Origin of the sequence: Aquimarina rubra (assembly GCF_042684305.1) — a bacterium.
Taxonomy (GTDB): domain Bacteria; phylum Bacteroidota; class Bacteroidia; order Flavobacteriales; family Flavobacteriaceae; genus Aquimarina; species Aquimarina rubra.
The window spans coordinates 1-26,299 of the sequence record NZ_JBHULE010000001.1; the positions used below are offsets into that span (position 1 = coordinate 1).

General features: G+C 35.3%; 15 protein-coding genes and 2 tRNA genes. 6 read left to right on the forward strand and 11 right to left on the reverse strand.

Going from position 1 to position 26,299, the window contains the following annotated elements:
- Positions 1 to 22 precede the first annotated feature (22 nt).
- The 5 genes from ACFSR1_RS00005 (at position 23) to ACFSR1_RS00025 (ending at position 971) form a co-directional block, all read left to right on the forward strand.
- A complete protein-coding gene (locus ACFSR1_RS00005; protein WP_378288379.1) occupies positions 23 to 271 on the forward strand; it encodes a GIY-YIG nuclease family protein in 249 nt (82 codons plus the stop codon).
- Positions 253 to 324: transfer RNA gene (locus ACFSR1_RS00010), tRNA-Gly, on the forward strand. Before ACFSR1_RS00005 ends, ACFSR1_RS00010 begins: the two co-directional genes overlap by 19 nt.
- A 45-nt stretch (positions 325 to 369) precedes the next feature.
- Positions 370 to 618 carry a GIY-YIG nuclease family protein gene (locus ACFSR1_RS00015; RefSeq protein WP_378288381.1) on the forward strand — a complete coding sequence of 83 codons (249 nt, stop codon included), beginning with the start codon at positions 370 to 372 and terminating at the stop codon, positions 616 to 618.
- Positions 600 to 671: transfer RNA gene (locus ACFSR1_RS00020), tRNA-Gly, on the forward strand. The genes ACFSR1_RS00015 and ACFSR1_RS00020 overlap by 19 nt, the downstream gene beginning before the upstream one ends.
- 45 nt (positions 672 to 716) lie before the next feature.
- Entirely contained in the window at positions 717 to 971 is a 255-nt protein-coding gene (locus ACFSR1_RS00025; RefSeq protein WP_378288383.1) for a GIY-YIG nuclease family protein, read from the forward strand.
- Between the two features lie 39 nt (positions 972 to 1,010).
- Here ACFSR1_RS00025 and ACFSR1_RS00030 read toward each other — a convergent pair whose 3' ends face one another.
- From ACFSR1_RS00030 to ACFSR1_RS00075, 10 genes are all read right to left on the reverse strand, one after another.
- The gene (locus ACFSR1_RS00030; RefSeq protein WP_378288385.1) at positions 1,011 to 1,895 is read right to left on the reverse strand and encodes a glycoside hydrolase family 17 protein; all 885 of its coding nucleotides are present in this window, start codon (positions 1,893 to 1,895) and stop codon (positions 1,011 to 1,013) included.
- 26 nt (positions 1,896 to 1,921) lie between these two features.
- Positions 1,922 to 3,487 (reverse strand): MFS transporter, encoded by a 1,566-nt coding sequence (locus ACFSR1_RS00035; RefSeq protein WP_378288387.1) that lies wholly within the window; start codon positions 3,485 to 3,487, stop codon positions 1,922 to 1,924.
- A gap of 11 nt (positions 3,488 to 3,498) precedes the next feature.
- Positions 3,499 to 4,938: a glycoside hydrolase family 30 protein gene (locus tag ACFSR1_RS00040; protein WP_378288622.1), complete on the reverse strand. Its 1,440-nt coding sequence runs from the start codon at positions 4,936 to 4,938 to the stop codon at positions 3,499 to 3,501.
- A gap of 46 nt (positions 4,939 to 4,984) precedes the next feature.
- The gene (locus tag ACFSR1_RS00045; protein ID WP_378288389.1) at positions 4,985 to 6,271 is read right to left on the reverse strand and encodes a glycosyl hydrolase family 17 protein; all 1,287 of its coding nucleotides are present in this window, start codon (positions 6,269 to 6,271) and stop codon (positions 4,985 to 4,987) included.
- A gap of 6 nt (positions 6,272 to 6,277) precedes the next feature.
- The gene (locus ACFSR1_RS00050) at positions 6,278 to 9,742 is read right to left on the reverse strand and encodes a hypothetical protein (RefSeq protein WP_378288391.1); all 3,465 of its coding nucleotides are present in this window, start codon (positions 9,740 to 9,742) and stop codon (positions 6,278 to 6,280) included.
- A gap of 93 nt (positions 9,743 to 9,835) precedes the next feature.
- Positions 9,836 to 12,058, reverse strand: coding sequence for a carbohydrate binding domain-containing protein (locus ACFSR1_RS00055; protein ID WP_378288393.1), 2,223 nt, complete (start codon positions 12,056 to 12,058; stop codon positions 9,836 to 9,838).
- A gap of 114 nt (positions 12,059 to 12,172) precedes the next feature.
- Positions 12,173 to 13,021 (reverse strand): glycoside hydrolase family 16 protein, encoded by an 849-nt coding sequence (locus ACFSR1_RS00060; protein ID WP_378288395.1) that lies wholly within the window; start codon positions 13,019 to 13,021, stop codon positions 12,173 to 12,175.
- A 12-nt stretch (positions 13,022 to 13,033) separates the two neighbouring features.
- Entirely contained in the window at positions 13,034 to 14,491 is a 1,458-nt protein-coding gene (locus ACFSR1_RS00065; RefSeq protein WP_378288397.1) for a glycosyl hydrolase family 16, read from the reverse strand.
- A gap of 10 nt (positions 14,492 to 14,501) precedes the next feature.
- Positions 14,502 to 17,696, reverse strand: a complete 3,195-nt coding sequence (locus tag ACFSR1_RS00070) for a glycoside hydrolase family 2 TIM barrel-domain containing protein (RefSeq protein ID WP_378288399.1) — start codon at positions 17,694 to 17,696, stop codon at positions 14,502 to 14,504.
- 349 nt (positions 17,697 to 18,045) lie between these two features.
- Positions 18,046 to 20,859 (reverse strand): helix-turn-helix and ligand-binding sensor domain-containing protein, encoded by a 2,814-nt coding sequence (locus ACFSR1_RS00075; protein WP_378288401.1) that lies wholly within the window; start codon positions 20,857 to 20,859, stop codon positions 18,046 to 18,048.
- A 217-nt stretch (positions 20,860 to 21,076) separates the two neighbouring features.
- Here ACFSR1_RS00075 and ACFSR1_RS00080 point away from each other — a divergent pair, with 217 nt between their 5' ends.
- Complete coding sequence (locus ACFSR1_RS00080; protein ID WP_378288403.1) at positions 21,077 to 21,679, forward strand: hypothetical protein; 603 nt, start codon at positions 21,077 to 21,079, stop codon at positions 21,677 to 21,679.
- Positions 21,680 to 22,087: 408 nt separating this feature from the next.
- Here ACFSR1_RS00080 and ACFSR1_RS00085 read toward each other — a convergent pair whose 3' ends face one another.
- Positions 22,088 to 25,936 carry a hypothetical protein gene (locus tag ACFSR1_RS00085; protein ID WP_378288405.1) on the reverse strand — a complete coding sequence of 1,283 codons (3,849 nt, stop codon included), beginning with the start codon at positions 25,934 to 25,936 and terminating at the stop codon, positions 22,088 to 22,090.
- Positions 25,937 to 26,299 lie beyond the last annotated feature (363 nt).

Genomic DNA, 26,299 nt, shown 5'->3' on the forward strand with positions numbered 1-26,299 from the left:
TTTTTTGTTAAATAACTTATAAGTGTTTATTGTTTACATACTCTTTAGTGAATCCTTAAATAAATATTACATAGGTCATACGGCCAATTTAGAAGATAGACTTAAAAGGCATAATCAAGGAAGAAGTAAATCTACAAAACCCGGAATGCCTTGGAAAATTATGTACACCGAAGAATACCAAACTAAATCCGAAGCGTATCAACGAGAAATGGAAATCAAAACACAAAAGTCTAAAATTTATATAGAACGACTGATAAACTCAGCCGGATAGAGCATCCCGATTTCCAATCGGGACGGTCACAGGTTCGAATCCTGTCGCGATCACAAGAACCCCGAAAGTTGCGGGGTTTTTTGTTAAATAACTTATAAGTGTTTATTGTTTACATACTCTTTAGTGAATCCTTAAATAAATATTACATAGGTCATACGGCCAATTTAGAAGATAGACTTAAAAGGCATAATCAAGGAAGAAGCAAATCTACTAAATCGGGCATTCCGTGGAAAATAGTTTATACCGAGACCTATGAAACTAAATCGAAAGCCTATCAGCGAGAAATGGAAATCAAAAGACAAAAGTCTAAAATTTATATAGAACGACTGATAAACTCGGCCGGATAGAGCATCCCGATTTCCAATCGGGACGGTCACAGGTTCGAATCCTGTCGCGATCACAAGAACCCCGCAAGTTGCGGGGTTTTTTGTTAAATAACTTATAAGTGTTTATTGTTTACATACTCTTTAGTGAATCCTTAAATAAATATTACATAGGTCATACGGCCAATTTAGAAGATAGACTTAAAAGGCATAATCAAGGAAGAAGCAAATCTACAAAACCCGGAATGCCTTGGAAAATTATATACACCGAAGAATACCAAACTAAATCCGAAGCGTATCAACGAGAAATGGAAATCAAAAAAAAGAAATGGATCCAGAAAATATTCTTTGAACGCTTTCTTTTCATTATAGCATAGTTTAAAATAAAGCTTTCAACTGTTTACTATAATATTCAGTTAGTATTTTAGCTGTTCATTTTTATCCCAAATGCCCCAATAAGCACCCACATCTCCTTCTGCACCCACTTTCCAGGACTCATCAAAAGACGAGAAAAAGAATATCTCAATATCGTCCTCTGCAGACCATTTTTGGGTATTGATAAAATACTTCATAGCATTTTCGTATGATGGGAATGCACCTTCAAGGTTTGTACCTTCACTTGGCCATCCTGTTTCAGAAATGATCACTTTTTTTCCTTTACCTGCGCGGAGTGCTCTTTGGTACATATCTTTCATATATAACAATGAATAATCCATATCACAACCTTCCCAAAAAGGGTAACAATTCGCTAATATAATATCACAAGCGTCACTAATTCGAGGGTGATCCACAAACTCATAATACGCATCTACATACCCCACAGGGACATTTTTTATTTTTGATTTGGCGTGGTTAATGAAATCCAACAATTGTTGTTCAGTTAAATCACCTCTATACATCACCTCATTGCCTACTGCAGCAATATCAACATAACCTTTTTCGCATAACTCAATAAGATTAGCCACCTCTTTTTGGTTTATCTCATCATCATCCCCAAGCCATGCTCCGACCATCGTTTTTATGCCATATTCTTTCGCTATCTTAGGTATTAACTCATTACCTTCTGTAGTAGAAAACGAACGGACCCATTTAGTATATGGCGCAATGATTTCTATCCTGCGTCTTATTTGTTCCTCTGACAGTTGATCTCCTGGTTTTTGTCCTTCTTCATATGGGCTAAAACACAATCCATGCATACCACTTTCTAAGACTTTCTTGTACATCTCCTTTAAATCGCCTACAGTTTTACCAGTATAGTCTAAACTAGCTAACGTTAAAAACTTTTCTTTTCTAACTGACATAAGATAGATATGATTAATTAATAGTATTAAAGTTCTCCTCTTCGTTCTACCAACGTGGCTTTTATTTCTCTAGCTTTCTTTTCGTTAAGACTATATTTCCACATTACCCAGACAGCTAATGCTGCAGTTACTGAAGGGACTAATATGTCCGCTATTCTAAGCCCATTCATGGTTTCTAAGGATTGTTCACTAACATTAGGGTCAAATCCTACAATACTCAAAATTACTCCACCTAAAACCAGCGCAATAGATTGACCTATTTTAACCATCAACCAATAAATAGCCCCAAATGTTCCTTCTTTACGTGGCATTCCATTTTCTAATTCATCTAAATCGCATACATCTGCCGTCATAGACATCATTAATGTAAACAATCCACCCATTCCGAAAGCAAACAATGGAATTGGCATAAATATAAGCCAAGGAACTTCGCTTCCCGGATCTATGCTAAACCAAGACATGCCGATCTTATCCAGTATAGGATTTAAAGATTCGAAAATCGAACCTATTCCTTCATTTAATGATTTACCTAATCCCGTTTGATTGAATTGATTATTAAGTTCTTTATCAAAACCCCACCATTTTAAAAGATATCCTACTATTGATAAAACTGTAGAAATTATAAAAGCTTTTTTCTTCCCCCATTTATTAGCCATTTTTGAAATAATTGGTATGACAATAAATGCGGTAATCATTGCATTAATCGTGTTGAACCATGCCGGCCAAGTACCCGCTAACTCATAACTACCATTATACATATAAAATACAATGATGAAAACGCCAAATGCCGCAACCAATTGAAACCCGTTAAAAACCAAAAACGTAGCTCCACATAATTTCATAAAAGGTTTGTTTTTAGAAACCTGAACAATTCCTGCAAATAAGTCTTTCAAGTTAGCAGTAAGCGTTTTGAAATTAATCTCTTTTCGATTTTCCATATGTGAAGAATCAATACCTTTACAAAATAATGCAGGTAAAATTCCAAAAACTGCACACATGAAACCTACAATGAGTGCCATAGTACGTACTCCTTCTGCCTGAGTATTAAATGTATTTGTGTCTGGAATAATAACATACAGCCACGGCACAATCATCCAGGCTATTTGTCCCATGGTATTAGAAAATGCCATCAAACGTGTTCTTTCATTATAATCAGATGTCATTTCATAACCTAACCCAACTAATGGAGTAGCAAACATGGTATTACCTATAAGGAATAGTAATTGAACTATCATCACATGCCAAATAATATAGGATTGGGTTGCATTATCATCAATTTGCCACATTAAAAAGAAAAGAATACCACTTATAATGGCTCCAACAAAAATATAAGGTCTTCTACGTCCCCATCTAGATTTGGTATTGTCCGAAATAAAACCCATTATTGGGTCTGTTATCGAATCAAATATTCTTGGCAAGCCACCTAAAAGCCCTGCCCATAAAGGATCAACTCCCCAGGCTGTTAATAAAAAGAATTGGATAAAAACTTGTAGCGTTCCCGGTAAAATATTTAATATAAAATGACCAGTACCAAAGGCGGCTTTTTGACCTACGGGGACTTTATCTTTCACGGCAGTTTTGATATTCGACATAGTTTTAATTTTTAGTTGACAATGACTATTGTTTGAATAGCCTGTTCATTAATAGAAATATCTTTTGATTTTTCACCTAGAGCCAATGAAAATTGTTTTAATTTTTCCGTAGGATTGAATACAACCACCGCAATGGAACCATCTGGGTTTTTTGCCGCGGTAATCATAACTTCATCGTCTGTGACCTTAACATCAATTACTTTCGCATCCGGACGAATATATTTACTGAAATGTGCCATAGTATAGTATAAAGGTGTAAAGTATACCTCATCATTATCCGGGTCCACAATTACTGGTGCTACACACCAGTTTTTAAACCAGTTTGGTCCTCCTTGTTTATCCAGCACCATGTTCCAATCAACCCATCCATCTACCCAATTATTTAAACAACCAATGATATCTCTAGCATAGCGATAAACAGGCACATATTTGGGATGCAAATGTTTCTGGTCTTCTGGAGCCCAATCCCAACCCCAATCAGTTGCTTCTTTAGACCAATACCAGGCATCATCCTTCCATTTAGGAACTTCTGCATCCACACAAGCTTCGGTTTGAATCAAGTATTTATCCGGTGCTTTTTTATGAGCATATTGTAATGCTTCCGGAAAATAATCAAAGGTGCTCTCATACCAATGTACAGCAGTACCATTATAATATTTAGAGGATGCTTCATCTTTGTACATCACATCTACCCATTCTTTTAAACCTTCTCTATTTTGATCATATCCTAGTATGATTTTATCTCCTTTACCATCTTTTTCTAATTTTGGCCCCAAATGATTTTGCACAAAATTTGTCATTTCTTCTGGCGCAAAATGCATACTCTCCCAGTTATCACCATTGCCATGAGGTTCGTTTTCTACTGTAAAGCCCCAAATATTGATTCCTTGTTCTTTATAAGCATCAACATACTTAGAAAAGAACAATGCCCAAGTATCGTAGTGTTCGGGCAACAACTTTCCGCCAACCCAACCTTTGTTATCCTTCATCCAAGGTGGTGCTGTCCAAGGAGATGCAAAAATTTTAAAACCATCTTCTGAAGCTACCATTGCCTCTTTAATCATTGGGATTAAATCATCCATATCTTCCTTTACCGAGAAATCTTTTAACTCTTTATCCTCATTAGGAGTATATGAATATTGGCTTAATGAAAAATCACAAGAATTCATATGTGTTCTTGTAAGCGAATAATTAGCGCCTTCTCTTCCGAAGTATGCTTTTATAATTTTATCTCGATTTTCTTTACCCAATTTATTAAGTAGATAGGCTGATGACTCTGTAAAAGCTCCTCCGAAACCTGTAATGGTTTGATAGGTTTTGTCTGGATTTAACTTAATACTTGCTCTTGTTTCTGTAGTTGAAAACTCTGTAACTTTCGTCAACTTGTTACCGTTTGCAGAAGTTTCATAAACCTCTACTTCCAGATTTTGTTCGTTAATGCACGCATTCATCGTTAAAACAATTAGTAGTATTATGTAAACCTTTTTTCTCATCTTTTTAAAAACTAGTAGTCATTAGTTCTTTGACTGCTGGTAGTTCTACATCTTTCATCATCTCGTTTTTATTTCCATTATAGGTTTTGATAATTGGGTTCCCTCCTCTGGTTAATCCTTCAAAAACTCCTCTATCTACCATATCCCATAGTGCATATTTTGCTTTACCATCAACAGTGAATAATCCAAAATGATTTTCTGAGCCTTTCTGATTGTGAGCATCTTTCCAAGGTTCATCAAAGGCCTCAAAATAAAAACACGAGATACCTTCTTTATTGGTCCACTCCCTGATGTATTTGTAATACAACGCCTCTTTAAACTCATCTGTAGCCTTAGAACCATTTGGTCCATAGTGTCCGTTAGAGATAGTAGCCCAACCTGTTTCTCCTATATGAATTGGCTTTTTTAATCCTAAACTTTCAACATAAGCTGAAACTGCTTTATATTGTTTTTGTGCAAATTTTAATGCTCTTTGCATCGCAGCTTCCAATTTTTCTTCTGAAGAGAGGTGTTCTTCATCATCATCTATCCCCCAAAAATCAGGGTTATAATGTGTATTATGATATGGATACGTATGCATTGATACATAATCCACCGCTTTAATTAAATCTTCTAAATCTTTAACCTGATAACTTTCTTCGCCTCCTCCCCAAGAAGCAAAATCATCTGAAGAAGTGATCCATAAATCTTCTGAGAGTTTACCTTCCTTCTTTAAATTCTGTAAATAATCAACCCACTTCAGTATTACGTTTGGCTGCACATAATAACTGGTTGCCCATCTTATCATGGCTTCATTACCTACCGCGATTACTTTTACAATATCCGGGTATTGATTAGCCAGCGCTACAGCTCTATTGATTTCACTTTCATTTTGTTCACTTTCTACGTTATGATCTGGTTCTTTATCAGTCCAGGCATTCTTGCAATCAATCCAGGCACCAAGCATTACATACATCTCAAAAGTTTCATCTTCTGCTTTTAATTGACGAATTGCCTTTAATACATTAGAAGCCTGCGCCAATTGCACATTATACGTCCTTAAGACTTTAATATTCATGGCCTTCAGGATTTTCATGTCTTCTTTTAATTGAGCAATTGTAGGCTGAAACTCTCTCGATGTTTTACGATAACCGCCATAGGATATTGCCTGATAATTAGAGTTGCCTAAAATGTCTTTTGCTGTTATGCTTTTTTGGGGACGCATAGATTTTTTAGTTTTTTGTTCTTGATTACAAGACAGGATAAGCACCGCAAAAAATAATGTAAGTACTATGTAATGTCTTCGTGTCATTTATTTTTACTTTAAAATAGTTTTCTCGATGTTTACTTTTATGCTTTCTATTTCACCTGTTCTTTTAAATATTTTTTGACTAATAGATGTATTTAGATTTAAGCCTGTATATGAAGTTATCGAACTATCACTGTAAGTTACTTCTAGACTATTCTCTCCTGATAATGTGTATACAACAGGTACTTGACAATAGGTAAAAGCCAATTCGTGTCTATATAATTGCAGTTGTTTTTTATTTTGATATATGTCTACGTATTCAAACATCTTTGGATTTTTTAAAAACTCTCCTATTCTTAAGAGACAGGGGTAGAACTGCAATTCACCATTTTTAACGGTAACACCCAACTCTCCTATACGGCTTAGAATATCTTCTTTTACTTGCCCTGTCATACCCGGTTGCTGTGCTCCTTTGCCAGTTGGTGTATGTGAGTAAGGGTCCGTCGGAAAAGCTCCATATAGCTCTGGAGATTTGTGAACTCCTATGCCTTCATTAATTTCATAATAATGTTCTAGTAATCTTCCTACTACTTCACCAGATTCTTGATCATTTATAGCTTTTAAACAACATTCTTCTACTGCCAGTAATAATTTTGAAACCATATGCCAATAAATAGAACCTAACCCTTCATAGCCATAAAAGGTTCCGGAACGTCCGGTAAACGCTTTATGATTAAATACTTTTTCAAAAGTCTCTAATACTAAACCTCTATATTTTTGAACTAAACTAAAATACCCTTTAGTCGATAAATTTTCTAATTCTTGTTTTACACTCTCTGCGTTATTGAAACTTCCGTTGAAATGATAATTTCCGTTTACATCTTTTTCAATAATTTGTGTATTATTATCCGCAATTAATTGCGTTAGCAATGCTGAGTTTTCCACAAACTCTTTAGGAATAATATTTTTTTCTGTAAATTTTGGTAACTCTTTATTTGGATACAGTAAGTAGCTATATTGATCTGCTCTAAACAATGCACTGTTTTTCATAGCATCTAATAAATTCAAGTTATCCTTTGCTGATAGATATCCTGAACTTAATACAGCTACTTGGCCTTCCAACATTTCATCTAAATAGGTAATGGAAATTTCGTTTTCATTATCCACAGTCATTAGATTATATGCGTGGTACATATTATCATCCCTCTTATTAGCCTTTATCGAATGATTTAGATATTCTAATGTTAAATTTATAAAAGCTTTTAAGTCTTGTAGGGTAAGAGTTCCCTTTTTACCAGACAAAGCTTCGCTATAAACTTTAGTTCGATAATCGCTTCCGGCTCCACCTAAGTCATCAAGAATTTGCTTTCTCTCTTTATTCGATAAATTACGAGATAAAACTCCTTGATAGTTTTGGAAAGTATTGTGTACGCTATTATAAAACTCTAAAAGTTCTTCAGAAACTTCTATGTCCGTATTTACTGTATTTTCAAAAATAGTTTTAAAGAACTGTAAGAAACGCCTCAAGTAATAAAGTGTCACCATAGAAACTCCATTACCTACTAAGGCATTATTAGCATCATTCCATTCTGGGCGCTGTGTATTTAACCAAATACCTGCTTCGGGTATAAAATTAGACAACTTAGCCAAGGTCGTTGTTACTATTTTTTCTATGAAATTTACCTTATGAATACTATCATTTTCATCTCGTAACAACACTCCGTCCGCTCCAATTTTGGCACGTTTTGCCTGCACTTTTTTATCAAGATCATGATCAAACTCTATTGTATCTTTTGGATTCTTTAAGATATCTTCATAAGTCTTAATTTTATAGGGAATATTGGCATACACAAACATATCCTCTTTGAGGAAATTCTGAAGCCTGTTTGGGTAATGATCTTGAAAAAATTCTAAAAATTTTAATAGGTAAATTATTTGATGATCACCCCAATAACCAATGTAAGACCAAGGATCGTGCTCCTCGATAACTTCCCAATCTATACCGCCTTTTGTGATTCTATATGGATTGTACCCATCAAACGTACTGGCGTTCAGGAATTTGTGAATCATACTTTCTACAAACTCAGGATACGAATGTGCAAGCGCTTCCCAATTTTGAAAAATATCTCTCCAGTTACCTTCATAATCCAATATTTTAGAACCATCTATCTCGTCCCTTGTATTTATTGAAAATCTATTCCAGGGACGGCTAGGATCCCCGTGACGTCTACTAAACTTAAGAGGCATATACTCTAAAGCGAGCCTCCTGAAGTCCATATCCTCATTTTGATGTGCTATTTCTCTAAGATCGAAAAGTGTAAAAGTCTCCGGAAAATCCTCTAACAACCCTTTATTATTACTATATACTTCTTTATTTGCTGATGCAAAATAGTCCGTAAAGTCCTCTTTTTCTATAACATAATTAGCATCAAAAATACCACCGCGCATTATATTGAACAGAGTATTTGAATAGTGTCTGCTATTTCTCTTTTTATCTGCTGTTAACTGAAGTCCATCTGACGCTGACACCAAATTAATCAAACGTTGTGTTCCTAATTCTATATCATCATTAACCTTCTGAATTAAATCATTTTCAGTTTTGATCATTTCAGAAATTTCACTTACTTGAGAAGGTCCCTGATTGACATCAGCAACTATCATCCAGTCTTTACTTTCTCCTGCCGATAAAGTGATTTTGCAATTGACAAAATATGCCCCTTTTTCGGCTTTTACATCAATTTCTTCATCTATATGATATCCATTTCTATAATTATTCAACTGTAAGGACGATAGGAGATGCTTCGGATTTTCAAGACCGGTAGACCATACTATATTTGCTTTCAAAGCCTCACTTGGTTCTGCGCGGTCCACAATAATAGCACTAAGCGCATAAATACCAAGTTTACTTGCTTCTACAAGTTCACTTCTTTTATAAGCATCCACCAAGTTGCTTCTTATTGCTTGTAAATCCGTATTAACTCCATAAGGAAGGATATTCTGTAAACCGTCCAAAATTTCCACATTTATAGGTTCATTGGAGTTATTTGTTAATGTACTTTTTCTAACGAAACCGTACTCATCACTAGAACACCACATATACCTGTAGGTCAAACCTGCATCGTGATTTATTTCTTCGAATAAGATTTTATTTCCATAGGCATTCTTATAAATATTTCTGGAATATTGATAGGTTCCAGAAAAACGTTCAGAAAAAGGTTCCCATATCAACAACTTATCTTCTTTTTTTATTCTAAAAACGGATTTACTACCTGTAATGTCATACGATTCTGTAATCTTATCATCGGTGTAATATGGAAAAATAGCATTACTCGAATCTTTCCTTCCCGCAGATAATCCTCCATTACTAGATATAAACATCCAATGATTAGAATCACTAACGATACTCATAAAAAAGGGACGCATTGCATCACTATTAGAGATCATATAAAATCCCTCATCATTAATAGTAACGTGTTGGAGTTTTACCTCTTTGTCTCTTATTCTTTCCTGCATAATAACCAAATTATCTTTCATTATTGAATGAAAATTTTTAGAGATGTTTTTTTAAAAGGTCGAGAACTCTACTTCTCGACCTTTTATTTGATAGACTTAGAAGACTATTAAATATTAATTTGCTGTAATATTAAAATCATCTACATAAAAAGTAACGTCTGCCGGTGTAGAACCAGGGTCTATATTACCTGGTTTTACCACTAACATGGTGTATACTGACTCGTCTGATGCATTAGGGAATCCATTAACGGATAAGTCAAAAGACATTTCTACCCAGTCATTTGCTGTCGTAAGCGTTTGGGTATATGGCGCAGGATTACCAATGGATCCATCATTAGGAATGGCCACAATCTCTAGACGAATTTCCTGGTTTGGTAATGTCGAATAAATCTTGAAGGTAATGGTGGCATTGTTTGTAAAGGAACCAGCATCGAAAATGTTTTGAAAACCACCAAAACCGTCTGCACCCGTTAGCTTTGTAAATTGATACACTTTATCAGAAACGTTAATTCCTCCAGATACTGGATTATCAACAATTTCTCTTGATTGATTAGATCCAAAAGATACATTAAACCCTTCACAACTTTCAAAATCTACAGGAAAAGCAGCCACATCTGTTGTTGGACCTCCCGTACAACCACCAGAACCACCATCATCCAAGAAAAGGGATACATTATCAATATTTACTAAACCTATTTCTGCTCCTGAATCAAATAAAACACGTGCATCAGCAGCTCCAAAACCAGAAGCAGTGAGTGTTAATGTATATGTCTGTCGATCTGTAGTAATATTAACAGGTTGAGAATTATTCGCAAAACTTCCTCCGCTCAATCCAATCCCTGCAACGATTGATCTCGCCCTATCAGACCAGGCATCAAAGGTCAATACATATGTTTCATTTTCAATAATTTCCAACTTTTGACTTACGTTAACATCAAATGAATTTCCTGCAGCCTCCACATTCACAGAGTAAAAACTATTACTTCCGTCAGACACTACGGGAGCTGGGTCTGTGCCCACACCAATAGTCCAAGGTTCAGCACCATTTTCAAAATCTCCATTGGTTAATAAACCATCATCAAATGGTTCTGGAATAACCACTGAAACTTGTTCTATATCATCTACATAAAAAGTTCCTGCGGCGGTACCTGGGCCATCCACAAAAATTACCATATCATTATACGAAGCAGGAGAATTGAGTATAAATGTTAATTCTTCCCAACCAGTACCTCCATGGTTTTGTGCATTCTCAACAGGTGCTTCGGTACCATCCTCGAATTTTAATAATACTGGAAGCGCTTGATTCGAAAACAACTTCATTCTTACCCCTTTATCTGTAGAAAAATCAATAGCTGTATCCAAATTAAAGAACGCGTTTTCAAAATTGGCTCCTACATTTGTAATTCTACCAACCATCGTTGGTTCACTATTTATACCTGATAATTCTGGATTATCTACCACAGTAAATGATACGTTACCAACAATTTTAGTTGCGTAATCAATACCATCACAGTCAAAATCAATAGGAATTTCTAATAAGGTATCTTGACAAGGAATATCTGCAGTATCGATCTGTGAAATATCATCTATATAAAATGTTCCTGCGGTCGTACCCGGACCATCAACAAACATCGTGAATCTTGAAAATGCACTAGACGAATCGAATGTAAAGAATATTTCTTCCCAACCTGTTCCGCCATGACTTGCTGTAGTTTCTACATCTGCTCCTGTCCCTTCTTCTAGTTTCAATAAAATATTTATTGGAGTATTTGACCAGAAAAGAACTTTTATGGATTTTAGTTCAGTTAAATCTATTGCATCTCCTAAACCAAAGAAGAAGCCTTCAAAAGGAACTCCACTGTTGGTAATTTGCCCTACATTGGATGTACTTGGATTTGCTCCTGATGGATCTGGATTTTCTACAATTTCGAAAGCAACACCATTAAATGTGGTAACATCATAGTCTACATTAGTATCGTCAAAATTAACAGGGAATGTTACAGGAAGAGGGATATTTATAAAGATCTCATCTTCAAAGGTACCTTCTGCTCCTGCTACGTTTTTTGCTGTTAGTTTTACAGTATAGTTACCTGTTGGATATATTTTAGTAGGATTAATTTCGGTAGACGTTGTGCCATCTCCAAAATCCCAAATGTAACTATCAGCATTTTCGGAAAGGTTGATAAAAGATACTATACCGGTGTCTGCATTTATGGTTTGAGCAAAACTTGCGACAACTGTTGGTAAAGTAGCATCATCATCGTCCTCACATCCAAAAAAAGCAACAGCTACGATTAAAAGCCACATTATCTTTGTTCTTGTGATAAACTGTTTCATAGATATTATTGTTTTAGAAGTTACATGTAACCTGCCAAGTAATCATTTCAAGGTGTATCAAAATTCTTTTAATGGCTCGTTTCATGATTTCGTATTGATTAATTTTAGTTTGAATTAAAAAGGTTCGTATACTCGTACATAGTCAACGACCATAGTTTGCGGAAATACTGTGTCTTCATTTGGTGGTCCCGGTAATTGGCCACCAACAGCCAGATTTAGAATAATATAGAAGGATCTATCGTTAAAAACCCATTCACCGGCTCCATTAGTTTCTTCATCTACGTCTTCAGGAGTTATTTGGTGATATAATACATTATCTACATAATAGTTTATGTAATCTGGTCCCCATTCTATCCCATATATATGAAAGGCGGTATCCACTCTGGAATTATTGAAGTTATACGTTTTTGATATGGAATTTCCACCGGAAAATCCAGGTCCGTGTACAGTACCAAATATTTCTGTTGGCGCATCTCCGGTATTCTCCATAATATCTATTTCGCCTATCTGGGGCCAAACGCTACCATCGCTATCATCTCCCAACAGCCAAAATGCAGGCCACATTCCTTGGCCGAAAGGTAAGCGTATACGGGCTTCAAAACGTCCGTAACGTTGTTGAATTTTTCCTTTGGTTTGTAATCTGGCAGAGGTATATTGAGAACCGTTAAAATCTTCTTTTCTAGCGGTAATCAATAGAAAGCCGTTTTCTACAGTAACGTTTTCAGTTCTGTCTGTATAATATTGTAACTCATTATTACCCCACCCAGGGATGCCTTGTTCTGAGCCATCGCCAATGTCAAAATTCCAAAAAGAGGTGTTGATTTGGCCATCCTCATCAAAATTATCTTCAGCTACTAAATTATTGAATCTTGCTACCGTTTGAGTTTCGTCAGTTTCGCAGCCCATTATTAAAAGGCAGGAAATAAAAAGAAATCCAATTATCTTATTTAAATTCTTATTCATTTTTATTTTTTTTTATTCTCTGTAGAAATATATATTATCAACTATAAAAGAACTGCCATTAGAAACCAAAACAACTCTCGCTATATTATTTAGATTTGGAGAACCAGAAAACCCTCCTCCTGTAGCTTGAGTGAAAGCGTTAATTGGTATGTCAACACCAACCCAAGCACCTTCTGTTAGTTCTGAACTCGCTACGACAAACCCTCCACCTGTATCATCTCCACCACCCTCAGAGTTATTCGCTCCAAAATCAATAAGCTCAACGGTGAGTGCTGGACTTGTAGAACTAACTAGTTGCACATCTACGTGCAGATGTGTCATGGCGGATACATCATTTGTTCCATCCCAGCCTAGTCCAACAAAGATTAGATTCTCATACGTAACAATTTGGTCACCATTAAAATTTTGCGTTTGGATCTGTATGTCGTCATTATTAAATACAGCAAGATTTAAGTTAGTAACACTGTTATATGCATCACTAAATATCGATATGACATCCGCGGGATCCCTTATAGGAGGTGTGTCTGCACCAACAAAAGTACCAAGGACTTCTAAATTCAAAGATCCTTTGGCTAAGACACCGTTAAGTTGCCCTGTAATAGTAGTTGTACCCTCGCCAACGATTTGAATTAATCCCAATTCATCAACAAATGCTACATCGGTATCTGAGGACGAAAAATCAAAATATCTCGGTGCAGCCCCGACAGTAATATCTTCGCCGGTAGGAGCATTAAAAGTTGCTTCTAAATCAGTGATTGATCTAGTCGAACCTACAAAACCTTGTTCTGTTAAATCTTCTCCAGCAAATATAGATGGCCTTAGCTGGGCTATCGTGCCTAGATTTTCAAACTTTAATTCATCAATCCAAAAGGTAAAGCCAATTTCGTTTCCGTTAGGCACTGAATCAACTACATCTAACCCTCCTGCGGAGAAAATGAACATCCCTTTTTCTTGTACTAATTTTGATGGATCTGGAATCGGTACAATGTATTTTCGCCAATCTGTAGATAGCTGTATATTTGATCTTTCAACAGCAAATTTATTTTCATCAAAGTCAGTTCCAAAACCAACTAGTCCAATATTAGCTGTAATCGAACCCTTGGCCCAAAAAGATAATGCGGTATAACCTGTTAAATCTCTTCCTTCTCCTCTATCTAAAAATATACCTCCAACAAAACTTCCGTTTGGATCGTTTGCCGCTGGTACATCAATTCTAATTGAAGAGTTCCCTGCAAAGGCTACATCATCATCTGTTCCAAAGGCCTCTGGATTAGCTCCAAATGCCGGATCAAAGGATATAAAAAATTCGTCTGTAAGACTTACTGGACTATCCGTAAAAATATCGGCAGTATTGGGAAATGTAGCAAAAACTGCTTCGTCTGAAAGATCTCTTTCACAGCTAAACAGTAGTCCTAAAACCAATGTTAAAGAGAATATGGTTTTCAAGTTGATATGTTTTCTATTCTTCATTTTCATTGTATTATTTTCCGATGTTAATGTGTACATATGTTCTTATTTCCCATTCCGTACCGTTGTCAAATCCGACTGGACTTAATGTCGGTTCTGGCGGAAATGTATTTGGTGGTACCGCAGTAGGAGAATAACGAGGAGAAAACTCATTTAATGAACGCCAAGTTCCTCTTATCCCTATTCTAGTACTTGGTAGGATAAACCAATCTGGCTTGCCAATAGACGTGGACACATCTAGCATTAATTGTACCGGATATGTCAGGTTGAAATCTCGGTGATAATCATATGGTCCCCAATCATCTATTTGGAAAGTATGTTGAAACATCCATTTTCTATAGATCACCCGAATATCACCTCCCATTCTATCAATTTCTCTGGCATCACTACCATTTGCCTGACCATTCCCTACAAATAAGTTTGCGATTAGCCCTAAATCTGGATTTATTTTAGATACGATACGTGAACGAGCTTCCCATAAATCTCTAGCGGGTGCAGAATTGGGGAACGCGAATATGGTACGATCCGCTAGGAATCCAATATGTGCATCCATTGTTGTGGGAAGATGCCAATACGTAAATCCAAAATTAAAAGCCAGTTTAGCATCTTCTGATCTATCGTTATCCCATTGATAAAACCATGATCCAGGAGTAGGATCATAGGTAAACAATATTTCACCAGCTGTTGTTTTTCTATTTGCTCTTACCACAAAAGGATCTACAAGTATATTTCTTAATCTTGCGGTTCCACCAGCCTCATTTGGTATAGCATCTACTAGTGGTTCTTGCCATAGAAAGTTTGGGGCTATTTGCCAATTCCCAACAGAATATGTAAAACCTGTTAGAAAACTATTTTGGTTTCCACTCCCATTGTCTCTAAGCCTCCAACCCGCGAAGGATTGTGTTTGATCTGCTCCTCCATTTGCTACCAACCCGGTAGTGGCACCTTGAGCATACCAATTAAACTTTCCTTTAGAATATGTTATTTTTGCTTTAGCACCCCAGTTATCTTTACTATTTACCTTGTCTTGATATACGACATAGTTTCCTGCTTCTCCTCTAATATCTTGATAGGTAATATCATTTAACGGACTACCTGCCCATATCCCTCCGAGTGTGACCCCAAATGCTCCTAAGTCTCTCTCTACAACAAGGGTAGCTCTCTCGGTTGGCCAGGGTGGAATTACACCGCTTCGTACCTGATTTGCATCCAGAACGCGACGCCCACTTTCATCCGACTGTATATCGGTCTCAAAATCTCTATGGTAAATACCGGTGATATCGAACTTTTTTATCTTGGTACGATACTTCAGTAGCGCTGTAGGGTTAGCTCCCCACCACAATTGCGGTCCGAATGCAGCTTTTAAACCATTTAGACTGCCCTTACCATTTAGTTCCATACCTAAAATTTCACCATTATAGATATCTAGGTTTGGGCCATAATTAGCTTCTGGATACAATCCGAAAAAATCACCTTCATAGCCCCAATGGTAGTGCCCAGTTCTATAGAATCCTTTTATATCAACAATTTTAGTATTCCATTCATATTCTGCGTTATACACCCTTAACCTATTAAAGTCAGATATTTCTACACCTAAATCATTTCCTCCTTCTACTCCTTCTACACCTTGTACTACAACTGGCCTACCTACACTTTCGTAAAATAATTCATTGATAGGATTCCCGGCAACATTGCCAAGAATATTAAAATTAACGTTGGCTCGCATACTTGGAGAAGGTCTTCCTTCTACGCCTATATAATAAGATTGCATATGGTCGAAACCTTGTTGATTAGGAAAATCATTTGCATTGGGATCTTCATTTTCGGGGGTTGTAATTAATTTACCTCCAGTATTGAACGTAGTAAATTCTGCTCTTAGTTGGCTTAATCTTATTTTCCCTCCACGCTCGGCTTTTAAAGCAGCTTTATCTCCTCTTGCTTTCAACATTCCTTCCATGATTTGAATGTTGCTAAAATAATTATTGATAAAATTGAGGGTCATTCCTTTTTCATATGGATTAAGTCGATGAGCTTCTTTTAAAGCATAGTAGGCAGCACGTGGATATAATTCATAAAGCCCTCTTTCATTAGTTGGCCCTTTGGCACAAATACCAAACCACTCTTCGTTCATATTATTATCACCTTCTTTTGCCTGATCACGGTTATAACCTCCATTAGACCAAGAAGCGGCATTATCGTGGACGTCTAAATTTTCTGTTTGCTTATACTTCCACCAACCATCACTAAACTGAAAGGTGAAACCTCCAATGGAGTTTCCCGCTTTTCCTAGTCCGGCGGCGTTTTCGTAAATTTCTTTCCAATTTCCTAAGTTATAATATGCCTGAGAGTATTGATCTTCTTGGTTATCTCTTGCGTTGAACGCATCTGCACCAAACTCTGAGAAAAGAATAGGTAAGTTTAGTTCGTCTTTAACTTTTTGAAATGCATCTCCAAAAGAAATTCCACGATACATATTGGTTCCATAGATATCTATATCTGTACATTCTTCTTTTACTATGTCTAAAAAACCTAAATCTCCATTACAAATAGCTACCGGAATATTAGCATCTATTTTTTTAACCTCTTTGGTGGCTTCATTAAATGCACGATACAAAAATCGAGCAGCTAGTCTGCCTGTATCTCCTTTATCTGCAATAGGTATATCTTCTGTTTCGGCACCAGACCAAAATAAGTGATAGTTATTTTCATTACCCAGCATATACATTAATAATCCGGGAGTCCCTTTATAGGTATTTGCCATATCTCTGGCTTCCTTCATTAAGACTTCTTTCGTATCTTGATCAGCATAATCCGTTTGTGGTACCCAAGCTCCATTTATAGTAAGTCCATAAGCACCAAACGTAATGTTAAGCATGGTATAAATACCGTAATTTTCGTAGATGTATTTAATCCACTTGGGCTTTAGATTGTATGTGCGGATGGCATTAACACCCATATTTTTTAATAAGGACATCTCACCATCTATCGCTGATTTTATTATATCATCGGACTTTGCCCAAATTCCGGCATCGGTTATAGTGGATCCGATCGGGACATAATCCCAATTCACCCCATTAACCACGAAATCTTTTCCGTTGACTACTAATTTTATCCCTTGATCGTTATTTATTATCGATACCTGATCCGCTTGTGAGTAACCAACTATCGTAAATAAGAGAATTATTAATTGTAGAAAATTAGTTCTCATTATACTTGTTGTTTTTAAGAATGACTGTAAAAAATATGAAGAAGCTTCTTTTGCTGTATTCGCCCCAAATACTACTTAGCATGATTATTTTAGATTAAATTAAGTGACTGATTGTGTTTTGTTATTCGTCTGTTGACTTAGTAAACTTATTTTAAATAAATGCGAAATCATCAAAAAATACCTCAACAAAAAACATACATTGTAAAAAAATAAGGTTTTTATTAAACTATTCTTACTTAAGTGCCCGTGGCACAATGGTTTTGGCAAACCATTAAACAACCGTTAAAAAAAGATTATGATATAGTGTTGTATAGGTAATGTTGAGGTATTTAAACTTCTTGTATAGGCATTATAGCTCTAAAATATAATTCACCAGGTTTTCTTCGTGTTGTAGATTTAATTTTTTCCGAAGTCGATAACGTTTGATCTCGACACTTCGAGCGGAGATATTGAATAATGGAGCTATTTCTTTTGAAGACAAGTTTAGACGTAAATAAGCACAAAGTTTTAAATCATTTGGAGATAAATCAGGATGTGTCTTTTTTAGCTTTTTCAAAAATTTTCTATCGACATTATTAAATGCTTCTTTAAACATTTCCCAATTGTCATTATGATCGAGATTCTTGTCGATAACACCAATTACCTGTTTAACAGAGGCCTTATCCGAAATCTTAGTAAGTTGATTTTTAATTTGTGTAAGTAGTTCATTCTTTTTTGCCACATCTATGGTTGAAGCCGCCAGTTCTTTACTCTTAACTTTAAATTCTTTTCTTAATTGTTCATTTTTAATTCTAATAATCTCCTTCTCATTTCGAACCTTAGTCAGCTCAAGTTTCCTTTTGTTTTTTTCGATTAATTCCTGTTGCTTTTTCTTATAATATCGCTTGTACATTATGTGCATAAAAACAGAAAATAAAATAGTAGCCAACAAATAAATTGTCAGCATGATGTTGGTAATATACCAGGGTTTTCCAATCTTAAAAGAATAGCTTGCCGTGTTATCAGAAACTTCGTTTCCAATTTTGGATTTTACATTAAAAGTATAGCTGCCAAATGGGAGGTTTTCAAAGAAGGCTGTAGGATTCTCGGACCACTCACTCCAATCATCATAGATTCCTAATAACTGGAATTGATATTTTGGTTTTACGAACTTATTAAACTCGGGAGCGTAAAAAGATATTTTCAAATTATTCTCTGTACTCTTGAAATCACCTTCTAAATTCTTATCAATAAATTTTATTTCTTCTTTGTTTCTCTTAGTACTTCCATTGGTGATATTACCTATTTGGACCTTAAAACTCTTGACATTGAGATTATCTATATCCACCGTTAAATACCCAGAACTTGTACCCAACAAATAGGTGTTTCTATTCTCAAAATTCATTACACTTTCATATCCGGCAACACTTTTCCGTTCTTCCTTTGTTATAGGAATTTTATTGATCTTTAGTGAATTTGTTAACATCTCCTGGGTAACAAAACTTATATTAGAGTTTGTGAAAACCCATAAATTCTGGTTCCTTTTATCCACAATCAGTTTACCCGACACGTATTCTTCATCCGAATATATCGTGCTCAAAAGACTATCCCTTACAAACTTTTTTTTAACGTTATCGTATTTTAAAATTCCTTTCTTAAATGCATACAACAAATTATCATCATATCTTATCAGTCCCGAATTAGAACCTTTGATTGATGTATCTATAGTGACATTTCGTGTTTCAAAGAAATCTGTATCCACCTTTATTCGAAAAACACCATTGTATTCGTGATTTACAAAGATTTCATTTTTAACAACTTCAAAATAACGAGATGAATTATTAAAACCTCTGATCTTATTTCTGAGCTGCCAATTATTATTTACTTTTTTTAAAACATAAAGACCATCATAGTTTCCTTGTAGCAAAAGCTCCGGCTTATCATTTATTTTGCTAATCTTCCAAGTTCCAGGGACATTAGATACTTTTTTTACTTGATTATTATCTATAATAAATGTCCCCGCATTGTGTCCGCAAAATAGCGTTCCATCAATATTTTGTAGATCCCAAACCTGTCCTTGAGTACCTTTGACAAACTTAAAATCATCATTACTTTGCCTTTTTTTATAGAAAAGTCCTTGATTTGTTCCTAGATATAAATTATCATTAGTAGTGGCAGAAGCATAAACACTTCCCAGAATCCCCAGATTATCGCTGTATATCTTAAAAGGGGAATTTAGATTGATATAACTTATTCCGTTGTCAAGACCTAACCATATATTATTATCTACATCTTCAAATAGCGATAAAATAGTATTGTTTAACAATCCTTTGTTTTGATCTACTTTATACAAAAAATCACCTTCTTTACTTAGGTAAATTAAACCACGAGAAATTGTTCCTAACAGAAAACTACTATCTTTTAGTCGAATAGCATTGTAAATGCTGATTCCTGACAGTAAATTTACTGTACTTATATCCCATTTGGTTAGCTTCTTATTTTTAAACCGATAAAAACCATTGTCTCTTGTTAAGATTGTCAAGTTCTTGTCAGTACCAAAAACATTAACCACCTCGCTATTTTTAACAACCTCATCTTCAACAACTAAAACATCTTTACCATATTCGATTTTGAATAGACCTTTATTAATAATTTGAAAATAAATACTTCCGCCAACTTCGAATATTTTGGTTATGGTATTATCAGAATATATAGTATTAATAGATCCATCTTTAACGTTATAAATGTATATTCTCTTCAAAGATTGGAAAATAATGGAATCATCGATATCTATTATATTCCAAAACTCTTCATCATCAATTAGTTTGATATTTATTTTTTGGGATATGGAAGTATACTGTAAGACTCCTAAAGCATCTTTTTGCCAATAACCAAACTCCATATAACATCCGGTATACACTCGATCACCAACGACTTTTACTGATCTTATAATGGATTCATTGGGGGCTGCATACAATTTCCACGTAGAACCATCAAACTCCAACAATCCTTTATTATTTGCAACATAAATTAATTTCTCAGAAGATTGAGAAATAGCCCAGTTCTGGTTTTCTGCGTGGTAATCCTGAGGTGAATAATTTTGAATAGGCGGTAACTCCTGTGCCGTTGCGCAAACACAGAGAACAACTATTGCGAAAAATGATATTACTTTGTTAAATCCCAATTAAGAAAAGAAATATGATGTTAATGTAGCAATACGAATTATTAATTCAAAGTAAGATTAACTTAAATTTACATACAAACATAAAATTCAAAATGCGTATTCTAATAAAAACTTGGCACATTAGTTGATATTTCCCGATTGGTGTGATTAATTCTATTGCACTATATAGCATAATTTTAAAAATTAAATATATTTGCAACCATTAAAAAACCTAATTATGAAAAAACTATTATTATGTGCCATTCTTATGGCGACCTCAATCACCTTTGGTCAAAAGAAATTAGAAGGAAGTATTAAAAACCTAAAAGGAATTTCTGAATACAACCTTGTTTTTGATTACGAAAATTTAAAAGTTCACAAATTCGATACGGAAGAAGATTTCCTAAAGGATAAAATGGACAAAAGAGAAGAAAAACACCCAGGAGAAGGTAGAGGTGAGAAATTCAAAAAATCTTGGTTTGCTGATCGCGAGAATTTATATGAGCCTAAATATATAGAATCATTCAACAAGCGATTCAAGAAACAAGAAGTAAAAGTCGACAAAGGTCTTGAAACTGCTAAACACACAATGGTAGTAAAAACAACTTGGATTTACCCTGGTTACAATGTAGGAGTAATGAAGCAACCTTCTAAAGTAAATGCAACTATTACTGTTTATGAAACTGCAAATCCGGACAACATTCTTTGTTCTGTAGCTTATAAAAACATGCCTGGAGCAACTTTTGGTGGTGGAGACTATAACTCAGGAATTAGAATTGCTGAGAGTTACGCTAAGCTTGCTAAAGAAATGGCAAAATATATCATTAAAAAGGCTAAGTAGTACTTTAGTAAACATCTTATAGAAACGGCTGAAGTTTTGAATACTTCAGCCGTTTTATTTTTACGCTCATTTAAAATACACGTTATAGGCATTTTTTGGTCATTCTATATAAACCTTCAAGACTGGTAAATTAAGTTTCTTAAAAAGTATCTAATTGATCGTTCTTTGTAATATTAGTTATGACTACCTAAAAAACAAGTTATATCCAACCAAGAAAAAGATATTGTTTTTTAAGAAATATTAATAATACCAATACCTTCATTACCCAATTAACAGATAAACTAGCGGATCATTCAATATTAGACTCAAGATTGATTTTAACCATAACAGAAAATATCTGAACAAAAAAACCTGTAGAACAAAATTCTACAGGTTTTATTATTTCGATTTTCCTCTATTTCGACTTAGTTAATTTGTAGTCGAAAATTGTATCGTTTCTGTATTCTCTGACGAATCACCTTTTAGCATTAATAAGTAGTTGGTCATTGGTTGAATATTAGCCTGAGCTGACATATCAATAGTGATAGTATTACATCCTTCATCTAAGCTTTCTGAAACCGCTGGTCCAACTGATGTCCCATCCATTGTATAAATTTCGCAAGTAACAGGCTGAGCTCTGTTCACAGCAATATCTACATTCATTAGTCCCGAACTACTAACAGGAATTGGAAATGCTGTTGCTTCGAACACTCTGCTAAGACAAGGATCTGATGAAACATTTACCGTAACACTGTCTTCTGCAATACATCCATTCTTAGTTACAGTAACTTTATAGGTTGTGGTTACATCAGGTGACACTGTTATTGAAGCTGTTGTCGCTCCAGTAGACCAGAGGTACGATTCTACATCTCCCACTGTATTGGCTGTTAAAGATACTTCAGCATCTCCCTGATCCATTGATTTATCATCTCCTGCATCAACTGATATATTAGAAACCGACACCATTATTTCGTCTGAAGCCTCACATCCATTTTGATTCACAACTACCGAATAGGTCGTATCCTGAGTTGGTGTTACTGTGATATACTGTGTAGTTTCTCCCGTAGACCATAAGTAAGAATCTGCTATTCCGGCATTTAGTTCTACTGCTTCTTCTGCACACATATTTATATCAGCTCCTAAATTAACAGTTGCATCATTTACAAACACATTTACCTCATCGGTTGTTGTACAATCTGCACAATTAGAAACTGTAACAGAATATGTTGTATCTTCTGTTGGAGATACGGTGATACTAGATGTAGTTTCTCCTGTAGACCATAGGTACTCAACCCCGTTCGACTCAGTAGCAATACAATCTCCAAGATTGATATTAAAATCTCCAAAAGAAGTAGGATTTCCTTCTAAATTAAACCAACCGGAACCTCCATACACAGCAGGCGTGTATTCAAAAACGTTTGCTCCGTTTCCTAATTGGAATGCTTCACCTCTTCTAGAAATATCATAGCTTAACGATCCGTTTATTTGGGTTACAGAACCACTTAACTCAGTATAATACACCCAACCAGATGGATCTTCTGTTTGACAAGAACTAGCTTTTGGACTACCTACCGGCGGTACACTTGTAAAACCAGAATACGTGGCATCTACCATAAATGCTGTATTCGTAGAGTTGTATTCAAAAACTTCTCCTTTTAAGGTAGCGGTTCCATCCGCATACTCTTTCCAAACCAAATCAACATTTCTCATCCATAGTCTCGTACCTTTATCATTAATATACACCACAAACTGATGGTGTCTACCTCTACAATAATCAGTGTCCTTGATGCCGTACTCTACACAATCTTCGCACTCTCCTTCTCCTGTAACAGCCGCGCTTAGTGTAATTTCTTCACCTTCACAAATGAATTCATCCGCTCCTGCATCTACAGTAATCACTTCAACTTCTTCGATTGTAAAAGTTCCGAGGTCAACAGGACAGTCTTCATTACCCCATCGTACCCATAAATTATAATCTCCAACTTCTAAGTCATTAAAACTGAATGAACCTGAATCGTCAGGAACTTCTGTATAGGTAACGCCTCCATCAATAGAAAACTCAATATGTGTGCGTTCTTCTACATCTTCAAAAGTTAATTCAATATCTCCTGTAGGATCTGTACAATCTGCATTGGTAAGAATTACTTCGGCAACTGGAGCTACTCTTACATGCAGGTCTACACTATTAGAATACACATAGTCTCCACATTCTTCGCTTTTTGCACCTCTTCTATACCATAAAGAACCTGATTCTATACGAGGAGCAGTATAATTTATTTCGTTAGCCCCATCGATGTCTTCCCAAGATTGTCCTTGTTCTCTTTTTACCTGCCATTGGTATACTACTGTCAACCCGGTTTCGTCTTCGAGATCGTTTCCTGTAAACTCTTCAGGATCAAAAGCTTCACAATTTACTTGTGTTTCTTCTATTTCACCACCATCTTCTAGCTCTTTGGTATAGGTAACTTCTACGCTATCAGTTGCTTCACAATCATTACAATTTTTTACAGTTACGGAATAAGAACCTGCTTCATTAACGGTAATACTTTCTGTTGTTTCTCCTGTAGACCATAAATATGTTAAGTCATCTTCATCTGTTGCAATGCAGTCTCCAAAATTAATATTAAAATCTCCTACATTATATTTTTGATCTGTAGTATCAAACCATCCACAAGCACCAAATTTACCTGCTTCAGTTTCAGTTTGATTAGCTCCATTTCCCATTTGGAATGCTGGTCCTCTTCTTGATAAATTAACAGACCAAGAACCATCAGTACTTTTAACTGTGCCTATTAATCCTGTGTAATATGTCCATCCAGTACTGTCTTCATCATTACAAACATGCTCTTTTGGACTATCTGCAGGAGTGTTTACAGTTTTTCCTGTAAATAACGCATCTACTTCATACGTTTTTTGTTCTAAAGTATGATCATAAACCGTTCCCGAAAGTTTTGCTGTACCATCTGCAAATTCCTGCCATTGAAGGTCTACGTTAGAAAACCATCTTGGGTTATTTCCATCGGTTAACCACATTACATAACTTTCATTACGATTACAGTTGTCTGTGTTCAAAATGCTATAGCCAACACATTCATTACAAGTTTGATTTCCTTCTACCGAAGCTGTTAAAGTAACCTCTTCTCCTTCGCAAATTTCTACATCCTCTCCTGCATCGACAGTAATTGATTGGTCTTCAATAGTCACTACTCCAAGATCCACTGGACATTGGTCACTACCCCAACGCACCCATACATCATAGCTCCCCGAAGCTACATCTTCAAATGTGAAAATTGAAGAATCGTCTGGAACCGTTTTATAGGTGATTCCTCCATCCATTGAAAATTCTATATGAGATCTATTATTGGTGTCTCCAAAAGTAAAGGTGATTGCTCCGTCTTGCTTTCCACAATTAGCATTCTTTACACTAACATCTGCTTGCGGAAGTACTATTACATGAATGTCTACTACATTTGAGAAATAGTAATCGTGACAACCCTCTATTTTAACAGCTCTTCTATACCAAACGGATCCTGATTCTCTATAAGGTGGCTGATAATTTTGAGCATTTGCTCCAGCAATATTTTGCCATTGTCCTCCTCTATTTTCTTTAATCTGCCATTGGTATTTCACATTTCTATGATCTCCGCTTGTTACGGCAGTTCCCAAAAATTCTTGAGGTGTGAATCCACCACAATTTCTTTGTGTACTCTCGATTCTACCAGCATTAAGTTCGCAATTATTATAATTCAAAACCTTTACTTCGAACTTTTCCCAGGAGCGAGCCTTTTTCCTATCGCATATCATCGGTTTTTTTCCATTCTCTGAAGAAACATACTTTCCGTTATGTCCTTTTAAAGCAATTTTACCGTTTCCAAATTGTATCACTTTAAACTTTTGCCAAGTACCCAAATGATTTACATTACAGTGCATCGGTTTTTTTCCGTTTTCAGAAGATATGTATTTTCCATTATTACCTTTTAGAGCAATCTTTCCATTACCTGCATCTACTACTATAAATTTCTCCCAAGAACCTATTCTTGTTCTATTAGCTATTATTGGTTTTTTCCCATTCTCTGAAGATACATATCTACCATTGTTAGCTATCAATGCTATAGTTGACCCGATTGGAATGTTCGTGTAAGTCTCATCTACACTCTCAAAAGAGTTAATTTCGTTTCCTGCCTGTGTTGTAAACGACACAAAACATAATAAGGCTAGTAATATGCTAGTCATACTACTCCTCTTTGGTTTGTAATAATTGAAAGTAATTTTCATCATACGGTTGGTTTTGTTGTTAATGATTTATGTTAGTATACAAATAAAAGCGGCTCCAAACTTAAAAAAGAAAAGAGCAAAAAATAAATAATGAAAATCAGAAATAAATAGAAAAATTGACAATTAAACACTAATTATCAACACGTTAAAAATGATTTAACAATAAAAATTCACCCCTATTTCCCCATGCAAATATTGTGATTTATTGAACGTTAAAGAAGAAAAAAAAACGAAAAACGTTAAAAAACAGATTATCACTACAAAATGTTAAAATTTATAATTAAATGTTAAATTGTAGTAAAAAACTTACCTGTTTTAAGTGTCATACATTTTATCGAAAAATCAACATCAAACATCCTCATTAAG

What these genes read in the sequence shown, in the direction of transcription:
- ACFSR1_RS00030 (WP_378288385.1), bottom strand. Translation starts at nt 1,895, where the DNA reads ATGTCAGTTAGAAAAGAAAAGTTTTTAACGTTAGCTAGTTTAGACTAT.
- ACFSR1_RS00035 (WP_378288387.1), bottom strand. Translation starts at nt 3,487, where the DNA reads ATGTCGAATATCAAAACTGCCGTGAAAGATAAAGTCCCCGTAGGTCAA.
- ACFSR1_RS00040 (WP_378288622.1), bottom strand. Translation starts at nt 4,938, where the DNA reads ATGAATGCGTGCATTAACGAACAAAATCTGGAAGTAGAGGTTTATGAA.
- ACFSR1_RS00045 (WP_378288389.1), bottom strand. Translation starts at nt 6,271, where the DNA reads ATGACACGAAGACATTACATAGTACTTACATTATTTTTTGCGGTGCTT.
- ACFSR1_RS00050 (WP_378288391.1), bottom strand. Translation starts at nt 9,742, where the DNA reads ATGAAAGATAATTTGGTTATTATGCAGGAAAGAATAAGAGACAAAGAG.
- ACFSR1_RS00055 (WP_378288393.1), bottom strand. Translation starts at nt 12,058, where the DNA reads ATGAAACAGTTTATCACAAGAACAAAGATAATGTGGCTTTTAATCGTA.
- ACFSR1_RS00060 (WP_378288395.1), bottom strand. Translation starts at nt 13,021, where the DNA reads ATGAATAAGAATTTAAATAAGATAATTGGATTTCTTTTTATTTCCTGC.
- ACFSR1_RS00065 (WP_378288397.1), bottom strand. Translation starts at nt 14,491, where the DNA reads ATGAAGAATAGAAAACATATCAACTTGAAAACCATATTCTCTTTAACA.
- ACFSR1_RS00070 (WP_378288399.1), bottom strand. Translation starts at nt 17,696, where the DNA reads ATGAGAACTAATTTTCTACAATTAATAATTCTCTTATTTACGATAGTT.
- ACFSR1_RS00080 (WP_378288403.1), top strand. Translation starts at nt 21,077, where the DNA reads ATGAAAAAACTATTATTATGTGCCATTCTTATGGCGACCTCAATCACC.
- ACFSR1_RS00085 (WP_378288405.1), bottom strand. Translation starts at nt 25,936, where the DNA reads ATGATGAAAATTACTTTCAATTATTACAAACCAAAGAGGAGTAGTATG.